We start from the raw sequence: 20,913 nt of genomic DNA on the forward strand, positions 1-20,913 counted from the left end.
ATGATGACCCGCAACTTCTCGACCCTCCCGCTCATCGTCGTGCTCACCCTCGTCAGCCTGCCTCTGATGGTGATGTACGGCTTCCTCATCCTCGACACCTTTACCGACGCCCCGCCCGGCGATCTCTGGCCCGACCGCTTCACGCTGGAGCACTGGCGCTTCCTCTTCGACGCCAGCGTCGTGGGGAATGTCTGGCAGGCTGCGGGCAATTCGCTGATCCTTGCCCTGTCGATGATGGTAATCGTTCTGTCGCTCTCCACCACGGCGGCCTACGCGATCAGCCGCCTGCATCTGCCGTACCGGCGGCTCTTTCTAGGCGGCATTCTCGTCATGCACGCCTTCCCGGCGGTGACGCTGCTGATCGGGGTGTTCTTCGTCCTCAACTTCACAGGGCTCTACAACTCGATGATCGGCGTGATCCTCGTTAAGGGCGCGCTGATGCTTCCCTTCGGCATCTGGATCATGAAGGGCTTTTACGATGCCGTCCCGTGGGAGATCGAGATGGCCGGCGTGCAGGACGGGGCAAGCCGCTTCACCGTCTGGCGGCGGCTGATCCTGCCGCAGGTGAAGCCAGGTCTCGTGGCGCTCGGCGTCTTCTCGTTCCTAGACGGCTGGGGCGAGTACCTGCTGCCGCGCATCCTCGCGCCCGGATCGGAGATGACCGTCCTCTCGGTCTTCCTCAACGAGCTCATCGCGGCCGACCAATTGGGCTTCGACTTCAATCTCTTCAAGTCAGTGGGCGTCTTCTACACGCTGCCGGTGGTGCTGCTTTTCATCATCTTCCAGAACCGGCTCATGAACATCTTCGGCGGAGGCACAAAGGGCTGATGCGACTTCACCTGGACAATTTCACCAAGCGTTTCGACGGCACGGCCGTGATCGAAGACCTCGATCTCACGGTAGAGGACGGCGAGATGCTCGCCCTTCTCGGGCCCTCGGGTTGCGGCAAGTCCACCACGCTTCTTTCCATAGCGGGTATCTACCGCGCCGATGGCGGGCGCATCGTCTTCGGCGACCGCGATGTCTCGAACCTGCCGAGCCAGCGGCGCAATGTGGGCGTCGTCTTCCAGAACTACGCGCTCTATCCGCATATGAGCGTGGAGGAAAACATCGCCTTCCCTCTCACCGTTGGCAAGAACAGGCCCTCCGCCGAGGACGTGACGCGCCGTGTTCGCGAGACGGCGGAACTGGTGCATATCGAGGAGCTGATGGCCCGTAAACCCGCGCAGCTTTCGGGCGGGCAGCAGCAGCGCGTGGCGCTGGCGCGCGCCATCGTGCGACGGCCAGACGTGCTGCTCCTAGACGAGCCCCTCGCCAACCTCGACGCCAAGCTTCGGCTGGAAATGCGCTCGGAGATCCGGCGCATCCAGCTGGAGACGGGGATCACTGCGATCCTCGTGACGCACGATCAGGTCGAGGCCATGTCGATGTGCGACCGAGTGGCGATCATGGACAAGGGCGAGATCCTGCAGATCGACGCGCCAACGCAGATGTACCGCGCCCCGGCTAGCCGCTTCGTCGCCGGCTTCCTCGGCAACCCGCCCATCGTCTTCCTCGACGGGCATACCGGGCCGTCCGGGCGTTTCGAGATGGAAGAGGGGCTGAGCCTGCCTCTGCCGTCGCGGCTCGCCGGCTTGCCCGAGGGCCAACCTATCGCTCTGGGGCTTCGGCCCGAGCATTACGGGGCAGGGGGCGGCGCCAGCGCGGCCGGCCGGGTGATCTTCGTCGAACCGCAGGGTCGCGAGATGCTCTTCGATGTCGAGGCCGCGCCCGGCATCGTGCTGCGGTCCATTCAGCCGGTCCGCGACGACGTCGCCGTCGGCGACCGCGTCGACTGGCCTGTCGATACCGAGCGGCTCCTCGCCTTCGATGCCGAGGGGCGCACGCTGTGAGACCGTCGCTGACCCACCCATGGCCCCCTAGGCGCGACGGGCGGCCGCTCTGCATCGCCCATCGCGGCGCCTCCGCTCATGCGCCCGAAGGCACGCCTCTCGCCTTCGACATCGCCGCCGATCTCGGCGCCGATATGTGGGAGGTCGACATCTGGCTGACCGCCGATGGCGTGCCTGTCGTCAGTCACGACCCCGTCGTGCCCGGAAAAGACGGCGGGCGGATCGAGATCGCGCACTGCAGCCGCGACGAGCTCGCCCGCCGTCTGCCCGACCTGCCAACGCTGGCGGAGACGATCGCCCACGCGCGACGGCGAGGGCAGGCGCTCTATCTCGACCTCAAGGCCCGCGGCTCTGGCTCTGCCGCGGTGGCGGAGCTGACCCGCGCCGACTTCGCGCCCGCCGCGCTCGGCGCCTTCGACGATGCCGAAAGCCGTGCGCTGATCGAGGCGGGCTGCCCATGGCCGGTCACGGTGCTGGTCCGCCTCGGCGAAGACCCCTTCGCGCGCGCCGAAGCCACGGGCGCCGACATCATTCACCTCTGTTGGGAGCATGCTGGCCCACGCCCGCAGGATCTCGTCACGCCCGACCTGCTGGCAGAGGCCAAGCGGCGGGACCTCGGCGTCGCCATCTGGCACGAAGAGCGGCCCGAGGTGCTGGCCGATCTGCTGGCGCTACCCGTCCTTGGCATCTGCAGCGACAACCCCGAGCGGCTTGGTGGTTTCCACGCCGGACCGGCAAGCGGGATCGAGGTCGTCTGCCACCGCGGCATCAACCACATCGCCCCCGAGAATACGATGGAAGCGGCGCGCCTGACCTACGATTTCGGCTGTGACTGGCTGGAGCTCGACGTGCGGCGGGCCGCCTGCGGCACGATCGTCGTCATGCACGACCCTACCGTCGACCGGACGACCGACGGAACGGGCGCCGTCGCCGATATGACCCTCGACGCGCTCAAGCGCCTTGATGCCGGGTCGTGGAAGGGCGCCAAATGGGCCGGTGCAGAGGTTCCGACACTGGCCGAGGCGATCACGCTCTGCCAGGCGCGCGGGCGGCGGATGTATATCGAGGACAAGGACGTGCCCGCCGACGAGCTTATCGCCCTCGTGCGCGAAATGGATTTCATGGACGACTGCTTCTTTTGGTCCCCCGATCCGCGCCTGATGCTGGACTTGCGCGCCGCTGCGCCGGAGGCGAGCATCAAGGCCAATGCCGCGCATTACGGTGGGTTCGAGGCGATGCAACAGATGATCCGGCCGCAGATCTGCGAGATTCAGGTCGAGGATTGGACGGAGGAGGCACCGCTCTGCCGCGCCAATGGGATCCGCCCAATGCTGCAATATTTCGACGACGACCCGGCCATCTTCGACCACATCGCGGCTCTGCGGCCCGAAATGATCAATCTCGACCGGGCGGACATGCTTCTGGCGGCGCTCAGGCGGGGTGAAGCGTGAGCGAACGGCAGGTGACGGCCCTTGATGTGGCGCGGCGCGCCGGCGTGTCCCGCTCCGCCGTCAGCCGGACATTCACCGTTGGCGCCAGCGTCGCCCCCGCCACCCGCGACAAGGTGCTGGCGGCGGCCGAGAGCCTTGGCTATCGCGTCAATTTCCTGGCTCGTAGCTTGATCCTCCGCCGGTCGGAACTGGTCGCACTCGTCGTGTCCGACATGGACCATTCGTTCCGCGCGAGGACGGTCGACCTGCTTGCTCGTGGGCTCGTCGCCAGAGGGTATCGGCCAGTGCTGCTGCCTTGGAGCGAAGGCGATCATCCGGCACGCCTGATCGACATGATGCTTCAATACAGCGTGGCAGGCGCCATAGTTACCAGCGACACGCCGCCGCATCAGATCGCAGAGCAATCTGCCCGCTGGGGCGTGCCGCTGGTGCTGGTCAACAAGGCTCCGGTCGCTGATCGGTCGGCCCGCGTGGTGCAGGACACCGAGGCGGCGGGGCGCCTTGCGGCAGAAGTACTGTGTTCGGCCGGCTGCCGGCGCATCGCATATATTGGCCAAGAGCGTCCTTCATACACCATCCGCGATCGCAGGGAGCATTTCATCGCGGCGGCGCGGGAGCTCGGCTTGGTTGTCGCCGCAGAGGTGGCAGGGGCGGCGCAGAACCACTTCGGCGGGATGGAGGCCGCAGAGCGCTTCCTCGCCTCGGGCGTCGCGGTAGATGGTGTGCATTGCTGTAACGATTTTCTTGCCATCGGTTTCATCGACGGGCTGCGGCGGGCCGGTCTGTCCACGCCGGCCGATCTCGCCGTCGTCGGCTGTGACGATATCGCCGAGGCGGCGTGGCCGGCCTATGAACTGACGACGATCCGGCAGGACGCCGGCGACGTCGCCCGCGCCACTCTCGACGCGCTGATGGCGTGCATCGCCGAGCCAAACGCGCCGGGCAGAACGACAGAAGTTGGCGTCTCACTTATAGAGCGCGCCTCGACCCAAAGGCCGACATGACAGATCACAGAGAGCAGGAGAATTCGGTGCAGGAGCGGGCCGGGCAGCAGAAGACAGAGCAAGAAAGGGCCGCCCGTGTTGCCGCCTGTAACGAGCTAATAGCTGAGGCGGCAGCACTCGCCCTTGGTTGGTTCCACCGCCGATCGGAGCTCAGCCGCGACTCCAAGTCCGGCCCGCAGGATCTGGTGAGCCAAGCGGATCGCGAGGTGGAGGAGATGATTCGCGGCCGCCTTACCAGCCTGTTCCCCAGCGACGCCATCCTCGGCGAGGAGCAGGGAGTAACCACTGGTCAGAGCGGCTGGAAATGGATCGTCGATCCTATCGACGGCACCGCCTCGTTCCTGCACGGGCTGCGCGGCTGGTCGGTGTCCATCGGGCTCAGCCATGATGGCACGATCATAGCCGGCTGGATTGCCGACCCCGCCGGCGGGCGCACCTATTCGGCGACGCTTGGTGGCGGTGCCTGGTGCGACAGCAACCGCCTGCAGGTCTCTGGCGCCAGGTGCTTCTCCGATGGGATTATGGCAATCGGCTCGGGTGCGCCGGCGCAGATCGGCTCCCTTGTCGCCGATCTCCTCAGCCGCGGCGGCGGTTTCCAACGCAACGGCTCCGCGGCGCTCAGCCTCGCTCACGTCGCTGCCGGCCACTACATCGGCTTCTACGAGCCGCTCCTTTCTCCCTGGGATTGCGCGGCGGGCCTCCTAATGGTGGAGGAAGCGGGCGGTCGCGCCCAGCCGCACCCCATGACTCGGTCCGCCCCTGTTCTGACCGCTACCCCCGCGATGTTCGAACCGATGCGAGAGTGGGTCGCCAAGGCAACGGCCGGCCCTTGAACCGCCAAACTACTCTGCGAGATGGCCCGCCGCGAGATCGGCACCACGTCTCGCGCTTGAGGATGATGTCTGAAATGATCCAGCCGACTTCGCCGAGCGAGTGGACGTGTCGAGCCCCGCGCCGTGCCCAGCGCCGCTTTCCGGTCACGGCTGGATGAACGTTCCGTCGCAGGTCAACGGCCTGCTGCGTGAACTGCATTAATGGCTTCTCATAGGGGGCCACGCTCCCGCCATCGCTGCGCTCGGGGTGCAGTACAGCCACGCGGGGCGGATTGCGTGTGCGGTCGATATCCTGCGGCTGGAGTACGCACAGCATATTAGGGTCGATGATTTTGCGGGGAAGCGGCTGCAATGAGTGAGCCCGCGTTCCGCAGGCACTTCCACGCCATCACAACCTTGTCGCCGCTCCAGTTCCAGAAACAGCTGCGCTTGATCGAAGCAAGGCGGCTCATGCGGGCAGAGAGCACGAAGATCGCGCAGGCAGCCCAGATTGTCGGCTACGCTAGCGTGGCCCAGTTCACTCGGGAGTATGGCCGCCTAATCCTTGCTCCTCCAGGGAAGAACATACGCGACGCAAATGTTGCCGCCTAAGTGCTCGACCAGCATAGCTGCGTAGCGACCCGCTTACATCATGCGAACTGTAGTGCTCTTGTCGATTTCTCGCCGGTCACGAACTGCGACCATGCCTCCATCACAGGCTTGCGCCGTTCCAAAAGGTCCGACCGCGCGTAGGCTCTCTCGACCGCGTGGCCAACCTTGTGCCCGAGCACCGTCTCCGCAACCTCCCATGAGATGTCATGATCCTGGGCCCATGTGCGGAAGCTAGAGCGAAAGCCATGTGGTCGGCCGGGCTCCGCTAGCTTGTTCAGCCGCAATTCCAAAGCGCGTGAGCCAATAGGCCGACCTCTCTGACCGGGAAAGAGCAGATCTCCACCGAAGCGATTTGCTTCCTCAAGGATAAGATCGGCGGCCGCAGTGAGGGGCACGCGGAATGGCTCAACTTTGCCCTCGCGTCCTTTGATCCGATCCGCGGGGACGGTCCATACACCATCTTTGATCTCGGTAGCGCGCGCTCCAGCGCATCCGTCGAGCCGTACCAATGTCAACAGCATCCACCGGAGGCAGAGATCGCTTGAATTGCCCGTATCTAGTTTGGCGTAGAGCGCCGGTATCTCCTGCCATGGTGTCGAGGGCATTGGTGTCGGCTTGTAGATGACCTCGCCGAGCATGTGCTTTGCGGCCTCAACCGCGAAGGGTTCATAAGGAAATCCCATCAGCTTCATCTGACGGAACACGATCCGCGTCCGTCGCCACGCCTTGATCGCCACCGCATGTTTGGTGCGCCAGATTGGCTTCAACGCTCGATAGATGTCGTGCTGATCGATCTGCGATCCTGGCTTGCGTCCGAACACCGGCAGCATGTGGGTTTCGAGTGGGCTGCGCCACCGGCCGCGCTGACCGTCGCCGCGCAAGGTATGTCGCAGAGACTCAAACACCAGGTCGACGGCTTCAGAGAACACCGGATCGGTGCGGTCGCGCTGGATCCGTTCGGCTTCTCTCTGCGCGTCTCGTGCAGTGATCGGGTCCAGCCCCGCGGCTAGCCCGGAAGCCCAGCGATCCCGCGTCTTACGGGCATCGGCCAGTGTTGTGGCCGGCCACATGCCCAAGCCCATCTCTCGGCGCTTCCCGAGGTGCGAGTACCTGAAAACCCATTTGCCAGTGTCGCCCTTTTTGACGAGTGTCAGGCCGCCCCCGTCGAAGAGCTTCCCATCCGGCGCATTCTTCAACCTGATCGCAGTTAGCTTCTTGTCGGCCACTCCAGTCCCCCAGCTAGTCCCCCAACTAGGCCGCGCTGTCCCCCAACCTGTTGCGACAGGAGGAGACGGCGAACAGCCCTAACCCTAAGCAATATAGGGGAAAGACGCTTCTTGGTGCAACTGTATGAGATGGGTCTGTGGTGCCCCCAGAGAGACTCGAACTCCCGACCCTCTGATTACAAATCAGATGCTCTACCAGCTGAGCTATAGGGGCACTGGCCGCGAATTACCTGTCCGCCGGAGGCTGGACAAGTGAAAATGCCGCAGCCTGACGGGCAGGGCCCTTGCGCGGGCTTTCAATCCGCGGCGGATCCTCTAGCCTTGGCCCCGTCCTGAAGGAGAGTGCCCCGATGACCGGTTTCCGCCTCTGGCTCGGCCTAGCCGGGCTGCTGATCCTCGCGGGGGTGGCGCTGCCCTATGCGGTGCTGCCGGGGCGCGGCGGCGCCTGGGACGTGGTGCTGGTCTGGTCCGCCTTCGGCGTGCTGGTGATCGCGCTGATCGCCACGGCCGTCCTGCGGTGGAGGGGCTGATGCCGGCCTTCTGGATCTGGATCGCCGTCGCGGGCTTCGCGCTCATGGGCCTCGGCATCGCGCTGGCCGCGGCACGAGGCAATACCGGCACGGCTGCCGACTACTACCTGGCCGGGCGGCGCATCGGCGGGGTGGTGGCGGGGCTCTCCTATGCCGCGACGACCTATTCCGCCTTCATGCTCGTCGTGCTGACCGGGCTGACCTATTCGGGCGGGATCGGCGCGCTGGGGTTCGAGCTGGTCTATTTCTCGGGGCTGACGCTGCTGGTGGTCTTCGGACCGCGCATCTGGCTCGTCGGGCGCAAATGGGGCTTCGTCACCCCGGCAGAGATGCTGGGCGCGCGCTACGGCAGCGCCTGGACGGCGCGGCTGACGGCCCTCGTGAGTCTGGTCTTCCTCATGCCCTACGGCACCACGCAGCTTGCGGGGGTGGGGCTGCTGATCTCGGGCGTGACGGGGGGCGAGATATCGCTGGGCCTCGCCATCGGAATCGGCGCGGCCCTCGCGATGCTCTGGACGCTGGTCGCGGGGCTGCGCTCGGTCGCCTGGACCGACGCGGTGCAGGCCTGCGTGATGCTGGTCTCGGGGCTGCTGGCGATCGTCTTCGTCACCCGCGCGATCGGCGGGCCGGGCGCCTTTGCGCGGGAACTCGTGGCGCAGCGGGCTGACTGGCTCGCGGTGCCGGGGCCGGGGCTCTGGAGCTTCGGCACCTTCGTCGCGCTTTCACTGCCCTGGTTCTTCTTTCCGCTCTCGAACCCGCAGGTCAGCCAGAGGCTCTTCGTGCTGCGCGACATCTTCGCGCTGAGGCGGATGATCCTCTGGGTGCTGGGCTTCGGCCTGATCTTCACGCTGGTCGCGGTGACCTGGGGCTTCGCCGCGCTGATCCTGACGCCCGAGCTTGAGCTTGCGGCCAATGCCACCCCGGCGCTGCTGGCCTCGGGCGCGGTGCCGCTGCCGGTGGCGCTGCTGCTGGTGGTGGGCATCCTCTCGGCGGCGATCTCGACGCTGGATTCCATCGCGCTGACGCTGGGCTCGATGGTGGCGCGCGATCTGGCCGGGCAGCGCGAGGGGCAGGACGCGCGGCAGCTGCTGCTGGGGCGGATCACCGTGGTGCTGGTGATCCTCTTCGCGGCCTTCTTCGCGCTGCGGCAGGCGCAGATCGTCAGCCAGCTTGCCGCGCTGTCGGCGGCAGGGCTTTGCGTCACGGTGCCGGCCATCGTCGGCGCCTTCTTCTGGTGGCGCGGCACGGCGGCGGGGGCCATCGCCTCGCTCCTCGGGGGCGCGGCGCTCGCGCTCTGGCTGGCGCTGGGGCAGGGGGTCAGCGTTTTCGACCCGGCGCTGGCGCTGAGCGTGCTGGGCCTCTCGACGGTGCTTTTCGTCATCGTCAGCCTCGTGACCCGCCCGCGGCGCGAAGCGCTGGACTTCGAGGCGCACCTGCGGCCCGACCTCTACCGCCACAGGATCTGGTAGCGCCCTCAGGCGCCGCCTGCCTCCAGCATCGCCGCCCCGGCGGCCCGGCCGGACAGCACCGCCGCCTCGAGTGTCGAGGGCAGCGGCCCGCGCACGTGGTCCCCCGCGTGCAGCAGGTTCGCGAGGGGGGAGCGCATCGGCAGCCGCGCGGCATCGTCCTCGGGCGCGGTATGAAAGGTCGCGGCCCGCTCGCGCAGCAGCCGCGCCGCGATGTAACCGGCCTCTAGCCGGCCAAGGGTCCGGGCGACGTCCTGCCATAGCCGCGCCAGCGCCGCCTCGCGCGTCATCCCCGCCACCGGCGTCGCCTCTTCCGCCGAGACGGTGACGGAGAGCACATCGCCCCGCCGGAAGATCCACTGCGCCGCGCCGCCGATCACTCCGGTCACCGGGGCGGCGAGCGCCGCGAGGTCGGGGGCGACGCGGAAATGCGCGTTCAGGATGCTCAGCCCCGGCGCCGGGACGGCGGCGAGGCCCAGCAGCGCGGCGGCGACCTGCGGCGGGGCGGCGAGGATCACGCCGTCACGCGGGCCCAGCGGCACAGGCTCTTCGCGGGCGAAGCACAGGCGCGCTGCCCGTCCCCCCTCCGCCTCGATCCCCGTGACGGCGGCGCGGTAGCGGACTGTCACGCCGCGCTCCTGCAGCAGGGCCACCGCCGGCTCGATCAGCGCGTGTCCCAAACCTTCGGGCGCCGTCACGGGCCGGCAGGCGGCGCCGCCCCGCGCCAGGCTGCGGGAGAGGACCGCGCGCAGGAGCGCGGCCGAGGCGACCTCGGGCGGGGCGTTCAGCACGGCAAGGGTCAGCGGCTCCCACAGGTCGCGCCAGGCGCCGCCGCGGCGAGGGATCGCCTGCGCCACGCTGCGGGTCCTCGGCGCGGCCCAGAGCCGCGCGGCATCAAGGGCGATGCGGGGTAGCCCCTCGCGCAGGCCGGTGCCGCGCGTCAGGTCCCGCAGGCCTGAGGGGACGCGCAGCACCCAGCGTTCGCCACTCTCGAGATCGGCAAAGGGCAGGGCCGCCTCGGGCGCGATCTCCAGCCGGTCCGCGGCGCCTATGCGTGCGGCATGGTCCAGAACCGCCCCGTTGCCGGAAAGGATCAGGTGGTTGCCGTTGTCGATGACGCGGCCGAGGCGCGTGTCCTCGAAGCTCCAGCAGCGGCCGCCGGGGCGGTCCGTCCGCTCCCAGACGGTGACCTGAAGCCCCGGCTGCTCGCTCAGCTCGAGCGCGGCGGCGAGGCCGGCGAGGCCCGCGCCGATGACATGGATCTGCCGGGTCATCCCCGCCGGCCGGCCAGTGCCGCGCAGCGCGCCCCGTCCAGCATCTTGCGCCAGCCGGGCCGGGCGGCAGGCGGGCGCGACCAATCCGCTTCCATCCGCCGCAGGAGATGCTCATAGGGGCCCATCATCAGCAGCGCGGGCGCGAGGCGCAGTCTGTCGTGGGCGGGCACCTCCCGCGCCGCGGCGCGGTAGGCGGCGCGTGCCAGCGCCCCGACTTCGGCCCGCACGGCGGGCAGCGCGGGCGAGGTGGCGGCGGCGCGGGGCTCGGGTGGCACGCCGGCGGCCTCGAGCGCCTCGCGCGGCAGATAGAGGCGGCCGAGGGCGGCGTCCTCCTCGACGTCGCGCAGGATATTGGTCAGCTGCATCGCCTCGCCCAGCTGCAGCGCGAAGCGGTACGAGGCATCGCCGCGCCAGCAGCCGAAGGCATGCATCGACAGGATGCCCACGGCCCCGGCGACGCGGCGGGCATAGGCGCGCAGGCCCGCCAGATTGGGGGCCACGACAGGGTGCAGGTCCATGCGCATCCCCTCCAGCACCAGCCGCAGCTCCGCGACCGGCAGGCCGAAGCGGGCGGCGCCCTGCGCCAGCGCCCGGCCTACGGGTGTGCAGGGGGCGCCACCTTCGACAAGATCGAGCTCGCGGTCCCAGAAATCGAGGTCGCGGGCCTTTTGCGCCGGCGCTCCGGGCCCATCGACGATGTCGTCGACAAGCCGGCAATAGGCGTAGACCGCCCAGATCGCCGCCCGCCGCTGGCGCGGCAGCACGCGCATCCCGGCGGCGAAGCTCGATCCGGCACCGCGCACGATCTCCTCGGGCTCGCGCAGAAAGGCCGGATCGATGCCCCGCGCCTCCGTCACCGCCCGGCCTCCGCGCGCAGCCTGCCCGAGGCAGCCCGCCGCGGCGCGAGGGCCGAGGCCGCGCCGAGCACCGCCGACCGCGCCATCGCGGTGCTCGAGGGGGCGACGCGGCCCGCGAGGGGATCGTGCCGGGCGAGCTGCGCGTGAAGGTGGCGGGCCAGGTGAAGGATGCTGCGCACCTCGCCCCGCAGGCGGCGTGCGCGCAGAAGGCCGGGCAAGGCCTCCGCCCGCGCCAGAAGGACGGCGGTCTGCTGCAGCGCCCGGTCCACGGCCTGCCGCAGGCCCGGCGTCAGCGCGGCGCCGCGCAGCGCCTCGGGCGTCTCACCGGCCGCGGCGATCCAGTCCAGCGGCAGGTAGACGCGGCCCAGCCGCGTGTAATCCTGCCGCAGGTCCTGAAGATGGTTCAGCACCTGCAGCGCGCTGCACAGCGCATCGGCGGCGTCGTGGCTTTCCGCGCCCTCGTCGTGCAGGTCGAGGATGAAGCGCCCGACGGGCACGGCCGAATGCCGGCAGTAGCCCATCAGCGCGTCCCAATCGGCGCAGGCGGCGCCCGTGGCATCGGCGCGAAAGGCCACCAGCAGCGCGCGCGGATGGGCCAGCAGCGCCTCGCGCCCGGCCTCCCGCGTCAGGCGGCGCAGGGAGAGCGCCTCGGGCGCGCCGCCGGGGGTGCCGTCCAGTCCGGCCTCGACGCGGTCCAGCGCGGCAAGGCGCTGCTCGGGGCTGGCGGCGGGATTGTCGGCGGCATCGTCGGCGCCGCGGGCGACGGCGTAGAAGGCCTGCATCAGGGGGCGCAGATCGCGGCGGATCAGCAGCGAGGCAACGGGGAAGTTCTCGCCCCGGCTCATGCCCGGCCTCGGGGCGGGCGCGTCCCGGCGGGCTGGCGGCATGGCATCGCAATCCTCATTCGTCCTGCCCAGCCTTGGCCGGACCCCTCTCGCGCGCGGTCATGGTAGATAAACGCGGCGCGGGTGCAATCGGATTGGTCGCTGCCTAAGGGGCAAAGCCGCAGGGTGGCGGGCCCTCAGCCTTCGAGGATGCGCGCCATCTCGCGGTCGAAACTGGCCCAGCTCATGGTGGCGGAATTGCCGGCATAGCCGTCGTAATGCGACCGCCCCGAGGAATTGGGCAGCCCGGCCCAGATCTTGGCGAGGTTGTTCATCAGCCCGTGCCGCGAGAGGGTCCCGGCGCGGAAGCGGGCCAGCCCGGCCTCGTGCAGCAGGATATCCGCCAGCCGGTCCTGCAGCTGCGGCGAGAAGCGGTCGCCGCCCTGCGCGCCGGCCATCTCGACCAGCCGCCGCAGGGTGGCCGGAATGAACTGGTAGCGACCGATGGCATGGGGCTGGCCCGGCGTCGCCTCGATCCAGGCGTAGATTTCGGCCAGCGTCATCTGCGTGGGCGGGCGGCCGGGCTTGCGCCGGGCGCCGTATTGCACGGCGTCATAGCCTTCGGGCCCGGCCTCGGCCTGGGCGATGAGGTGGCGGATCATCGTGGCTTCGGGATCGTCGCCCAGCGGTCCGCCATGGTACGCACTCCTGCCGCCCGCATCCGGCGCCGCGAAAAGCCCGCCCGCGGCGCGTCCGATGAAAAGGCTTTGCGCCGCGGCGCGCGCAGCCTCGGCCGCGGCGGTGTCCGGGCGCTGCGCCCTTGCGCGGATCAGCGGCTGCGGCGCCGCGGCGCCGGCAGAGACCGCGATCAGCGGCTGCCGCGCCGGGGCGAGGCCCCCGTTGCCGAGAAGCGAGTAGCCCTGCGCCCCCGCGCCCCCGGCCAGCGGCAGCAGGAGCATCGCGGCGAGCATCGGCACGAGGGCAGGCAGGGGGGGGCGGCGCATCGGCGCCTCCTGATCCGGGAACATCGGCGGCAGGCTTAGGGCAGGCGGGTTGAGGAAGCGTTGCTGCCCGCCCGCTCACGCCCGCGTTAACCATTGTGCACAATCTTATGATACACATGGAAACATCCGGCCCGGTTTGCGTTCGGCAAGTGAAAAACACTGAAGGCAGATCGGAAGACCTCCATGACGAGCCAGATCACCACCATCAATCCCGCCACCGAAGAGACCATCCAGTCCTACGACCTGATGACGGACGCGCAGGCCACGCAGGCGATCGAGGCCTGCCATCAGGCCTTTTCGCGCTGGAAGACCCGCAGCCTCGATGACCGGGCCGCGGTCATCCGCGCCATCGGCAAGGAGCTGCGCGCGCAGAAGGAAGAGTTCGCAAAGCTGATGACGCAGGAGGTCGGCAAGTTGATCGGGGACAGCCGCAAGGAGGTCGAGCTTTGCGCCGCGATCTGCGACTTCACCGCCGAGGCGGGCCCGAAGGAGCTGGCCGAGGAAGAGCGTGACATTCCCGGCGGCAAGGGCGTCGTCAGCTACGCGCCCACCGGCGTCATCTACGGCATCCAGCCCTGGAACTTTCCCTGCTACCAGGCCGTGCGCTATGCCATCGCCAACCTCATGGCCGGCAACGGCGTCCTGCTGAAGCATGCGCCGAACTGCACCGGCTCGGGTCTGTTCCTCAGGACGGTCTTCGAAGCGGCGGGCCTGCCCGAGGATCTCTTCACCGTTCTGGTGATCGACCACGACCAGTCCGACAAGGTGATCGAGAACCGCCTCGTGCGCGGCGTCACGCTGACCGGCAGCGACGGCGCCGGCCGCACGGTCGCGGCCAAGGCGGCCGAGAACCTGAAGAAGACGGTGCTCGAGCTCGGCTCGAACGATGCCTACATGGTGCTCGAAGACGCCGACCTCGACACCGCGGTCGAGGCCTGCGTGCAGGGCCGGCTCTACAACAACGGGCAGACCTGCGTGAACGCCAAGCGCTTCATCGTCACGGCGCCGCATTACGACGCCTTCGTCGAGCGTTACGCCGAGCGGATGCGCGGCGTGGAGCTGGGCGATCCGACGGACGAGGCGACGAAGCTCGGCCCGATGGCGCGTGACGACCTGCGCGACAAGCTGGCCAGCCAGGTGAACGAGAGCGTCGAGAAGGGTGCCCGCGCCATCGTCGGCGGCACCGTGCCGGACCGCAAGGGCGCCTATTACCCGGCGACCGTGCTGGTCGACGTGAAGCCCGGCCAGCCGGCCTACGACGACGAGCTTTTCGGCCCCGTCGCCTCGATCATCCGCGCCGAGGATGACGCGGATGCGATCCGCATCGCCAACGACAGCCGCTACGGGCTGGGCGGCGGCATCTTCAGCAAGGACGAGGCGCGCGCCCGCAAGATCGCGGCGGAACAGTTCGACACCGGCATGATCTCGATCAACGGCTACACCGTCGCAATCCCGAACATGCCCTTCGGCGGCGTGAAGGACTCGGGCTACGGGCGCGAGCATGGCGGCTTCGGCATGAAGGAATTCGTCAACGCTAAGTCGATCTACATGCTCTGACGCCGCGTTGACCGGCATCAGCGGCCTGTAAAGGGGGCGCGCACCGGGGCCAGCAGGGCCGGTGCGCGCCCTTGTCGCGCTTCATCCTCCGTGTCAGGAAAGGGTTTCATCATGTTGAAATTACACTGTCTTGCCTACTCGCGCGGCCTTCGTGTCGTCTGGCTTCTCGAGGAACTCGAGGTGCCTTACGACTTGGTCTTCTACGAACGGACCGAGCGCTTCCGCGCGCCTCAGGCGCTCAGGGGCGTCCATCCGCTCGGCCGCTCTCCGGTGATCGAGGACGACGGCCTGATGCTGGCCGAGTCCTCGGCCATCCTGCGCTATATCGACACGCGCTACGGCAGCGGCAGCTTCCAGCCCGCCCCGGCGAGCCGGCCCTACTTTGAGCATGCCGAATGGCTCGACTTCGCCGAAAGCTCTGCCGCCACGCCGATCATCACCGCCGCCCTCGAAAAGGCCTCTGGCAAGGAGGAGGTGCCGCAGGACCAGCGGGTGAAGGCGCAGCTGGCGGACAACTTCGACTACATCGAGTCGCGGCTGGCGGATCGCCCCTTCCTGATGGGCGAGGCGCCGATGCTGGCCGATATCCAGATGTCCTACCTCATGGCCGTGGCCGAGATGGCGGGCCTGCTGGAGGCGCGGCCCGGACTTGCGGCCTATTGGCAGCGGCTGCAGGAGCGGCCGGGATTTCAGGCCGCGACCGCGAAGGCCGGTCCGATGGCGCCGCAGCGCCGCTGACCGCTTCTGCGCGGCGCGCCTGGAAAGGCTTGATCTCCGCCCGATCCCGGTGATCCTGCCCGTACCCGGGGCTGGCCCGGGGCCTGCACCTCGAGGAGGGGGCCTTGCCCGAAGACGACCGCGCGCTTCTGACCCGCCTGTTCGAGGCCGCCGTCGCCGCGGCCGATCCCGAACGCGTGCTGCCGCCCTACCTGCCGGAGCGGCCGAAGGGGCGCACCGTCGTCGTCGGCGCGGGCAAATCCTCGGCCCGGATGGCGGCGGTCTTCGAGGCGCTCTGGGACGGCCCGCTCGAGGGGGTCGTCGTCACCCGCTACGGCCATGGCGCCACCTGCCGCCGGATCAGGGTTCTGGAGGCCGGGCATCCGGTGCCGGATGCCGCCGGACTTACCGCGAGTGCTGCACTGAAAGCGGCCGTGACCGGGCTGGGGCCGGAGGATCTGGTGGTCGCGCTGATCTCGGGCGGGGGATCGGCCCTGCTGCCCGATCCGCCCGAGGGCCTGACGCTCGAGGACGAGGTCGCGCTGAACAGGGCGCTGCTGGCCTCTGGCGCGCCGATCTCGGTGATGAACGCGATCCGCAAGCAGGTCTCGGGCATTAAGGGCGGGCGCCTCGCGGCGCTGGCGGCCCCGGCCCGAGTCGTGACCCTCGTGGTCTCGGACGTGCCGGGCGATGCCCCGGCGCAGGTCGCCTCGGGGCCCACCGTGCCCGATGCGGCCAGCCGGGCCGAGGCCCGCGCGCTGGTCGAGACCTGGGGCATCGCCCTGCCGGAGGCGGCGGCGCGCCACCTTGCCGGCGAGGCGGGCCCCGCGCCCCTGCCGGGCGATCCGATTTTCGCCCGGGCGCAGACGCATGTCGTCGCCTCCGCGCGCCTCTCGCTCGAGGCGGCGGCGCGCGAGGCCGAAGCGCAGGGCCTGCCGGCGGCGATCCTGTCGGACAGCATGGAGGGCGAGGCGCGCGAGGTGGGCCGCGTTCAGGCCGCCATCGCGCGCGAGATCGCCCTGCGCGGCCGCCCCCTGCCGCGGCCCGTCGTGCTTCTGTCCGGCGGCGAGACCACGGTGACGCTGCGCGGCACCGGCGGCCGCGGCGGGCGCAACGGAGAGTTCCTGCTGGCCTTCGCCCTCGCCGCCGAGGGGGTGCCCTTCACCGCCCTTGCCGCCGATACCGACGGCATTGACGGGTCGGAGGAGAACGCCGGCGCCTTTGCCGATGGCGGCAGCATGGCCCGCCTGCGCGCGCACGGCGCCGATCCCGCCGCGCTGCTGGCCCGGCACGACAGCCACGCCGCCTTCGCCGCCCTGAACGCACTTTTTGTGCCCGGACCCACGGGGACCAACGTGAACGACTTCCGGGCGATCCTGCTGCGCTAGGGGCCGCGTCCAGGTGCGGAAGCGGGCAGGGAAACGCTCTCCAGCCCGGCGACCTAGAGGGCTTGTCGCGGCTTCAGGACGTTCTTGCGCTGCGGAAACTGGCCTTTTTCGCGCGCGCCGTCCTTGCGTTTAGAGGTCGGCCTTTCGGTCGCGTCGCTTATTCGCGCCGGCCCAGCATAGGGCGCAGGATTTCCAGCGCCTGCCCGAATCTCGACGAGATCGCCGGAAAGGCGCTGGCAATGCAGAAGACGAGCCTGATGCACAGGATCGCCGATTTTATCGGCATCCCGATACGAACGGTTCCGAAAAAGGATGGTATATCTAACTAAATGACCTTGCAGAGCGTCCTGTGGCTGCCGTCTTTACGGCGACGACTAGCCAATCGTGCTGCGCGGATGTTCGGCGTAGGGCAGGGGGAGAATCTGCGCCGTTATTTCCTGGTCCAGGAATTCCAGAAGGGTCACGCCGTTCACGTTCATGCCAAGGCTCGCGGGATAGTCGTCCTTCTGGCGAATTAGGGTGGGCCCCGAAATTATCATGACACCTTCGCTCTGAACGGACCGCGCCTCGTGCAGGTGGCCGCAGATGATGGCGCGGATGTCGGCCTTGGTCGTTGCTTCCAGAAGGCGCGCGCGCGCGGCAGCCGGTATGGTCTTGGTCCGATCATCCGTTTCGGTCAGGCTGCGCAGGCAGGGCGGCTTATGCATGAACAAGACCACGGGCCGTGATCCCGCGGCCGCGAGCGCTTGATCGAGAAAACGCCATTGCAGGGCTTCCTCGGGAAACCCCGACTCGAAGAGGGAATCGTTCAGCCCGATAAGGCTCCAGTTATGGAAGCCCATTTGCCAGTGATCCGGTCCGAATAGCGCCTTGTACCTGGAAAGCCTTTCTCGCGTGACGCCGTAGTTGGCGAGCCAGGGAACCTCGGGGCGGGGCCTTGGAAGAGGCGGCGCACCGCCCGTGTCGTGGTCTCCGGGAAGGCAGAGCCATGGCCCGGGCAACCGGTCTAGCTGCGCCCGTGCCTGCGCAAGGGCGCCCCCCTCGTCCGGCCCGTTCCGCACGTAGTCGCCTGTCAGAACACAGAGATCATGCGGCGTGGCCTTGGCTACCTCGACCGCCAGATCCCAGTTCCGGGCCACCGCGCCGTCGCCGCCGCCGATGTGGATGTCAGTGATGTGCAGGATGCGGCGGATCATCGGGGCTGGGTGCTCTGGCAATGGATTTCTCTCAATTCTCGTTTCATCCGCAACGATAAGCTTTCATTTAGACAAGGTTCTGCCGTCCGGAAAAAGAGCCTTTTCCTGGTGAGGCCGAGCGATTCGGCTGCAAAAAATTGGATCAGGATCTTCGCGCGGCCCAGTTCTGTCAACGCGAATTTTTACGCCGCACCGCGGCGCCTTTGCTGAAAAGATTTGCATAAAATTATCACATTACTGTCTTGATACCGTTACGCAGTTTTGAAATTCTGTACCAATTTTTGGTGGCCAACCTACCCACATGCTCTCAACGGGCCGCCAGTTTTGGGAACGGAGAATCGAATGAGATTTACGGGTCGGCGCACCGGGGTGCGAAAAACCAATGACGTCATTTCCGAAAAACAGAGCAGGATGAAGAAGCTCGGTGCATTCGGTGGTGCCCTGATTGCGGCCACCAGCATCATGGGAACGCAGGCCAATGCGCAGGCGCTGACTTTCGACGCAGACGGCTATATTCGGCTTGGATATAACTACAACAGCGACCGGGAAGACGAGACTGTTCCCGAATTCCGTCTTCGGGTTCAGCCCATCGCAACGCTGGCGGTAACCGAGGACCTGTCGTTCGGTTTCGGGTTTCAGTATCAGGTCGACGAGAATTACGCGGACGGCAGGATCGATTTCAAGAACGCGCAGACCAACGTGCCTTATGTCTTCGCCCGCTACGAGAAATACTACGCGGCTTTCGGCAATACCGACGGGGCGATCAACCGTATCCCGTTTCGCGCGGGCTACGAGCCGGGCGTGACCTATCCGTTCAATCAGGCCTCGGCGGTGAACTTCCGCTATGCGCGGCTCAGCTGGTCGGGTGAAGCCTCGGACGTGCTGTACCTGGGCTACGGCGGCTTCCGCGACCCGTTCCGCGCCGGTGTCTCGATCTCGACCGAGGATCGTCAGATCGCGCCCGGCGGGTTCGAGACCTTCGACGAGGAATGGTCGGCCTATGTCTCGAACGGCGGCGACAATTACCAGCTGTCGATCGGCTATGCCGAGGGCCGCGAGGATCAGTCGCTGGTCATGGCCACGGCCCAGTACACGCTGGGCGACCTCTCTCTCAGCGCGCTTCTGGCGCAGGACGATGTCGAGGACGAGTCCCTTTCGGGCACGGCCTACGGCATGAGCGCGCGCTGGCAGGTCAGCGAGCCCGTCAGGATCGAGGCGACCTATGCCAACGGCACCGCCGACAACGACACCGAGGCCTATGGCGTCGGCGCGTCCTACCAGTTCGAGAACGGCATCTCGCTGCGCTCGGGCGTGTTCCAGCAGACCAACGAGACCATCGATCGCCAGATCGCCGATATCGGCCTGATCTACTTCTTCTGATCGCAGGCCAGCCCGGGCGGCGCCTGCGCGCCGCCCGTCACCCTCCTGTCGCGCGTCGTGTCCTGTCCGGACCGGCCGCTGACGGGTCCCGGTCCGGCACGGTTCCCTCGGGTGCCGGACCGCGATCCCCTCGATATGAATGGCAAGCATCATGAAACACATCTTCTCCGCGTCCCTGATGGCCATCGCGGCCGCGACGGCGACAAGCGGGCAGGCGCAAGACAGCACGCAAAGCCTGACTGTCGCCCTCGACACCATCCCCGACACCCTGTGCATCACCTGCCCGGTGACCTTCCCGCGCCGCATCCTCTACAATGTCTTCGATCCGCTGATCGGGCGCGACTACGGCGCGGACGGGCAGGGGACCGATCCGGTGCCCGGCCTCGCCACCGCCTGGGAGCAGGTCTCGCCCACCGAGCTGGACCTGACGATCCGTCAGGACGTCGTGTTCCATGACGGCACCCCGATGACGGCCGAGGACGTGGCCTTCACCCTGTCCGAGGAAAAGCTCTGGGGCGCCGAGGCGCTGACCCCCGATGCGCTTGCCCGCGGCGTCTTCACCTCGGTCGAGGTGCTGGATCCCGAGACCGTACGCATCACCACCGCCTTCCCCGACCCCTCGCTGGTGCGGCGGCTGCAATCGCATATCGGCCGCGTCGTGCCCAAGGCCTATTTCGAAGAGGTCGGCGCCGAAGGGTTCGACCGCGCTCCCATCGGCACCGGGCCCTACCAGTTCGAGACCTTCGATCCGCGCAGTCAGGTCGTGCTGACCGCCAATCAGGACTACTGGGGCCCGGTGCCGCAGGTCGAGGAGGTCATCTTCCGCGACATCCCCGAAACGGCCGCCCGGGTCGCCGGGCTGATCTCGGGCGAGCTCGACCTGATCGTCGGCGTGCTGCCGCAGCAGTTCGACATGCTCGAGACGCGCGGCTTCAGGGCCGTGGCCGCCCCGCAGGAGAACATCCAGATGCTCTCCTTCATGACCGGACCCGAGGATCTGCCGCTGCACGATCCCTTGCTGCGCCGCGCGCTGGTCGCGGCCGCCGATCTCGAGGGGATCAGCACGGCCCTTTTCGGCGGCACGGTCACGCCGATCAACGGCATCCAGCTGCCGCTCTACGGCGACTACTACACCGAGCAGAACAGCACCCACGACCACGAGTTGGCGCAGGATCTGGTGGCGCAATCGGGCTACGACGGTGCGCCGATCTCCCTGCAGCTGATCACCGGCGGCTTCGTGCTGGTCAACGAGACCGTGCAGCTTCTGCAAGAGCAATGGGCCGCGGCAGGGCTGAACGTCGAGCTCGACATCATCCCGGACTACACGCAGCATACGCTGGTGCCGCCGACCCAGACCAGCATGTGGTCGACCTCGAACAACGTGACGATGGCCGACCCCTACGAGCCGGTCTGCGCGACCTTCACAGGGGGCAGCTACTACGCCGCGCAGGGACGCATCGCGCCCTCGGAGGCGCTTGATGCGCTCTGTGCCGAGCTGCGGGTCGAGACCGATGTCGAGGCGCGCCAAGAGCTCTGGACGGATATCCAGGCGGCCTGGGCCGAGGCGCCGCAGGCGCTGTTCCTCTGGCAGCGGCCGGAGTTCTACGCGATGCGGTCCGACCTCGACTGGGCGCCGACCTCGGATTTCGCGATGCTCTTCGCGCCTGTCGATCCCGCGCCGTCGAACTGAGCCCCGTGCTCCTTGCGGAAAGGCGCCGCGGCG

19 protein-coding genes and 1 tRNA gene are annotated in these 20,913 nt (G+C 68.1%); 13 read left to right on the forward strand and 7 right to left on the reverse strand.

Annotated features, from left to right (window positions below; all coding sequences use genetic code 11):
• The 6 genes from DFP88_RS15485 to DFP88_RS17565 all read left to right on the forward strand — a co-directional run bounded on the left by DFP88_RS15485 (position 1) and on the right by DFP88_RS17565 (position 5,771).
• On the forward strand, positions 1–828 hold the full coding sequence (locus tag DFP88_RS15485; protein ID WP_245904850.1) for a carbohydrate ABC transporter permease: 828 nt from the start codon (positions 1–3) through the stop codon (positions 826–828).
• Positions 828–1,892, forward strand: a complete 1,065-nt coding sequence (locus DFP88_RS15490) for an ABC transporter ATP-binding protein (RefSeq protein ID WP_110815617.1) — start codon at positions 828–830, stop codon at positions 1,890–1,892. Before DFP88_RS15485 ends, DFP88_RS15490 begins: the two co-directional genes overlap by 1 nt.
• The gene (locus DFP88_RS15495) at positions 1,889–3,343 is read left to right on the forward strand and encodes a glycerophosphodiester phosphodiesterase (RefSeq protein WP_110815618.1); all 1,455 of its coding nucleotides are present in this window, start codon (positions 1,889–1,891) and stop codon (positions 3,341–3,343) included. Before DFP88_RS15490 ends, DFP88_RS15495 begins: the two co-directional genes overlap by 4 nt.
• Positions 3,340–4,347: a LacI family DNA-binding transcriptional regulator gene (locus DFP88_RS15500; protein ID WP_110815619.1), complete on the forward strand. Its 1,008-nt coding sequence runs from the start codon at positions 3,340–3,342 to the stop codon at positions 4,345–4,347. The genes DFP88_RS15495 and DFP88_RS15500 overlap by 4 nt, the downstream gene beginning before the upstream one ends.
• On the forward strand, positions 4,344–5,180 hold the full coding sequence (locus tag DFP88_RS15505; RefSeq protein ID WP_110815620.1) for an inositol monophosphatase family protein: 837 nt from the start codon (positions 4,344–4,346) through the stop codon (positions 5,178–5,180). The genes DFP88_RS15500 and DFP88_RS15505 overlap by 4 nt, the downstream gene beginning before the upstream one ends.
• 351 nt (positions 5,181–5,531) lie before the next feature.
• On the forward strand, positions 5,532–5,771 hold the full coding sequence (locus tag DFP88_RS17565) for a helix-turn-helix domain-containing protein (protein WP_220032355.1): 240 nt from the start codon (positions 5,532–5,534) through the stop codon (positions 5,769–5,771).
• A gap of 38 nt (positions 5,772–5,809) precedes the next feature.
• On the opposite strand, the gene DFP88_RS15515 is transcribed toward DFP88_RS17565, so the two are convergent.
• Positions 5,810–6,997, reverse strand: a complete 1,188-nt coding sequence (locus tag DFP88_RS15515; protein WP_110815621.1) for a tyrosine-type recombinase/integrase — start codon at positions 6,995–6,997, stop codon at positions 5,810–5,812.
• 138 nt (positions 6,998–7,135) lie between these two features.
• Positions 7,136–7,211, reverse strand: a tRNA-Thr gene (locus DFP88_RS15520).
• A 136-nt stretch (positions 7,212–7,347) separates the two neighbouring features.
• On the opposite strand from DFP88_RS15520, the gene DFP88_RS15525 reads away from it, so the two are divergent.
• Together DFP88_RS15525 and DFP88_RS15530 are read left to right on the forward strand one after the other, a co-directional pair.
• Positions 7,348–7,527, forward strand: coding sequence for a hypothetical protein (locus DFP88_RS15525; RefSeq protein WP_110815622.1), 180 nt, complete (start codon positions 7,348–7,350; stop codon positions 7,525–7,527).
• Positions 7,527–8,996, forward strand: coding sequence for a sodium:solute symporter family protein (locus DFP88_RS15530; RefSeq protein WP_110815652.1), 1,470 nt, complete (start codon positions 7,527–7,529; stop codon positions 8,994–8,996). The genes DFP88_RS15525 and DFP88_RS15530 overlap by 1 nt, the downstream gene beginning before the upstream one ends.
• A gap of 5 nt (positions 8,997–9,001) precedes the next feature.
• Here DFP88_RS15530 and hpnE read toward each other — a convergent pair whose 3' ends face one another.
• From hpnE to DFP88_RS15550, 4 genes are all read right to left on the reverse strand, one after another.
• Positions 9,002–10,267: a hydroxysqualene dehydroxylase HpnE gene (gene hpnE / locus DFP88_RS15535; protein WP_110815653.1), complete on the reverse strand. Its 1,266-nt coding sequence runs from the start codon at positions 10,265–10,267 to the stop codon at positions 9,002–9,004.
• Positions 10,264–11,124 carry a squalene/phytoene synthase family protein gene (locus tag DFP88_RS15540; RefSeq protein ID WP_245904851.1) on the reverse strand — a complete coding sequence of 287 codons (861 nt, stop codon included), beginning with the start codon at positions 11,122–11,124 and terminating at the stop codon, positions 10,264–10,266. Before DFP88_RS15540 ends, hpnE begins: the two co-directional genes overlap by 4 nt.
• Positions 11,121–11,969, reverse strand: a complete 849-nt coding sequence (locus DFP88_RS15545; protein WP_110815623.1) for a squalene/phytoene synthase family protein — start codon at positions 11,967–11,969, stop codon at positions 11,121–11,123. Before DFP88_RS15545 ends, DFP88_RS15540 begins: the two co-directional genes overlap by 4 nt.
• A gap of 176 nt (positions 11,970–12,145) precedes the next feature.
• Positions 12,146–12,952, reverse strand: a complete 807-nt coding sequence (locus DFP88_RS15550) for a lysozyme family protein (RefSeq protein WP_110815624.1) — start codon at positions 12,950–12,952, stop codon at positions 12,146–12,148.
• 183 nt (positions 12,953–13,135) lie between these two features.
• On the opposite strand from DFP88_RS15550, the gene DFP88_RS15555 reads away from it, so the two are divergent.
• From DFP88_RS15555 to DFP88_RS15565, 3 genes are all read left to right on the forward strand, one after another.
• A complete protein-coding gene (locus DFP88_RS15555) occupies positions 13,136–14,509 on the forward strand; it encodes an NAD-dependent succinate-semialdehyde dehydrogenase (RefSeq protein WP_110815625.1) in 1,374 nt (457 codons plus the stop codon).
• Between the two features lie 111 nt (positions 14,510–14,620).
• Positions 14,621–15,247: a glutathione S-transferase family protein gene (locus tag DFP88_RS15560; protein ID WP_110815626.1), complete on the forward strand. Its 627-nt coding sequence runs from the start codon at positions 14,621–14,623 to the stop codon at positions 15,245–15,247.
• A gap of 104 nt (positions 15,248–15,351) precedes the next feature.
• Positions 15,352–16,614 carry a glycerate kinase type-2 family protein gene (locus DFP88_RS15565; protein ID WP_110815627.1) on the forward strand — a complete coding sequence of 421 codons (1,263 nt, stop codon included), beginning with the start codon at positions 15,352–15,354 and terminating at the stop codon, positions 16,612–16,614.
• 374 nt (positions 16,615–16,988) lie between these two features.
• On the opposite strand, the gene DFP88_RS15570 is transcribed toward DFP88_RS15565, so the two are convergent.
• A complete protein-coding gene (locus DFP88_RS15570; RefSeq protein ID WP_110815628.1) occupies positions 16,989–17,810 on the reverse strand; it encodes a metallophosphoesterase family protein in 822 nt (273 codons plus the stop codon).
• Between the two features lie 411 nt (positions 17,811–18,221).
• Here DFP88_RS15570 and DFP88_RS15575 point away from each other — a divergent pair, with 411 nt between their 5' ends.
• Together DFP88_RS15575 and DFP88_RS15580 are read left to right on the forward strand one after the other, a co-directional pair.
• The gene (locus DFP88_RS15575) at positions 18,222–19,190 is read left to right on the forward strand and encodes a porin (RefSeq protein WP_181418679.1); all 969 of its coding nucleotides are present in this window, start codon (positions 18,222–18,224) and stop codon (positions 19,188–19,190) included.
• A 151-nt stretch (positions 19,191–19,341) separates the two neighbouring features.
• On the forward strand, positions 19,342–20,880 hold the full coding sequence (locus tag DFP88_RS15580; protein ID WP_181418680.1) for an ABC transporter substrate-binding protein: 1,539 nt from the start codon (positions 19,342–19,344) through the stop codon (positions 20,878–20,880).
• The last annotated feature ends 33 nt before the right edge of the window (positions 20,881–20,913 follow it).

Source organism: Pseudoroseicyclus aestuarii (assembly GCF_003217255.1).
GTDB classification, from domain to species: domain Bacteria; phylum Pseudomonadota; class Alphaproteobacteria; order Rhodobacterales; family Rhodobacteraceae; genus Pseudoroseicyclus; species Pseudoroseicyclus aestuarii.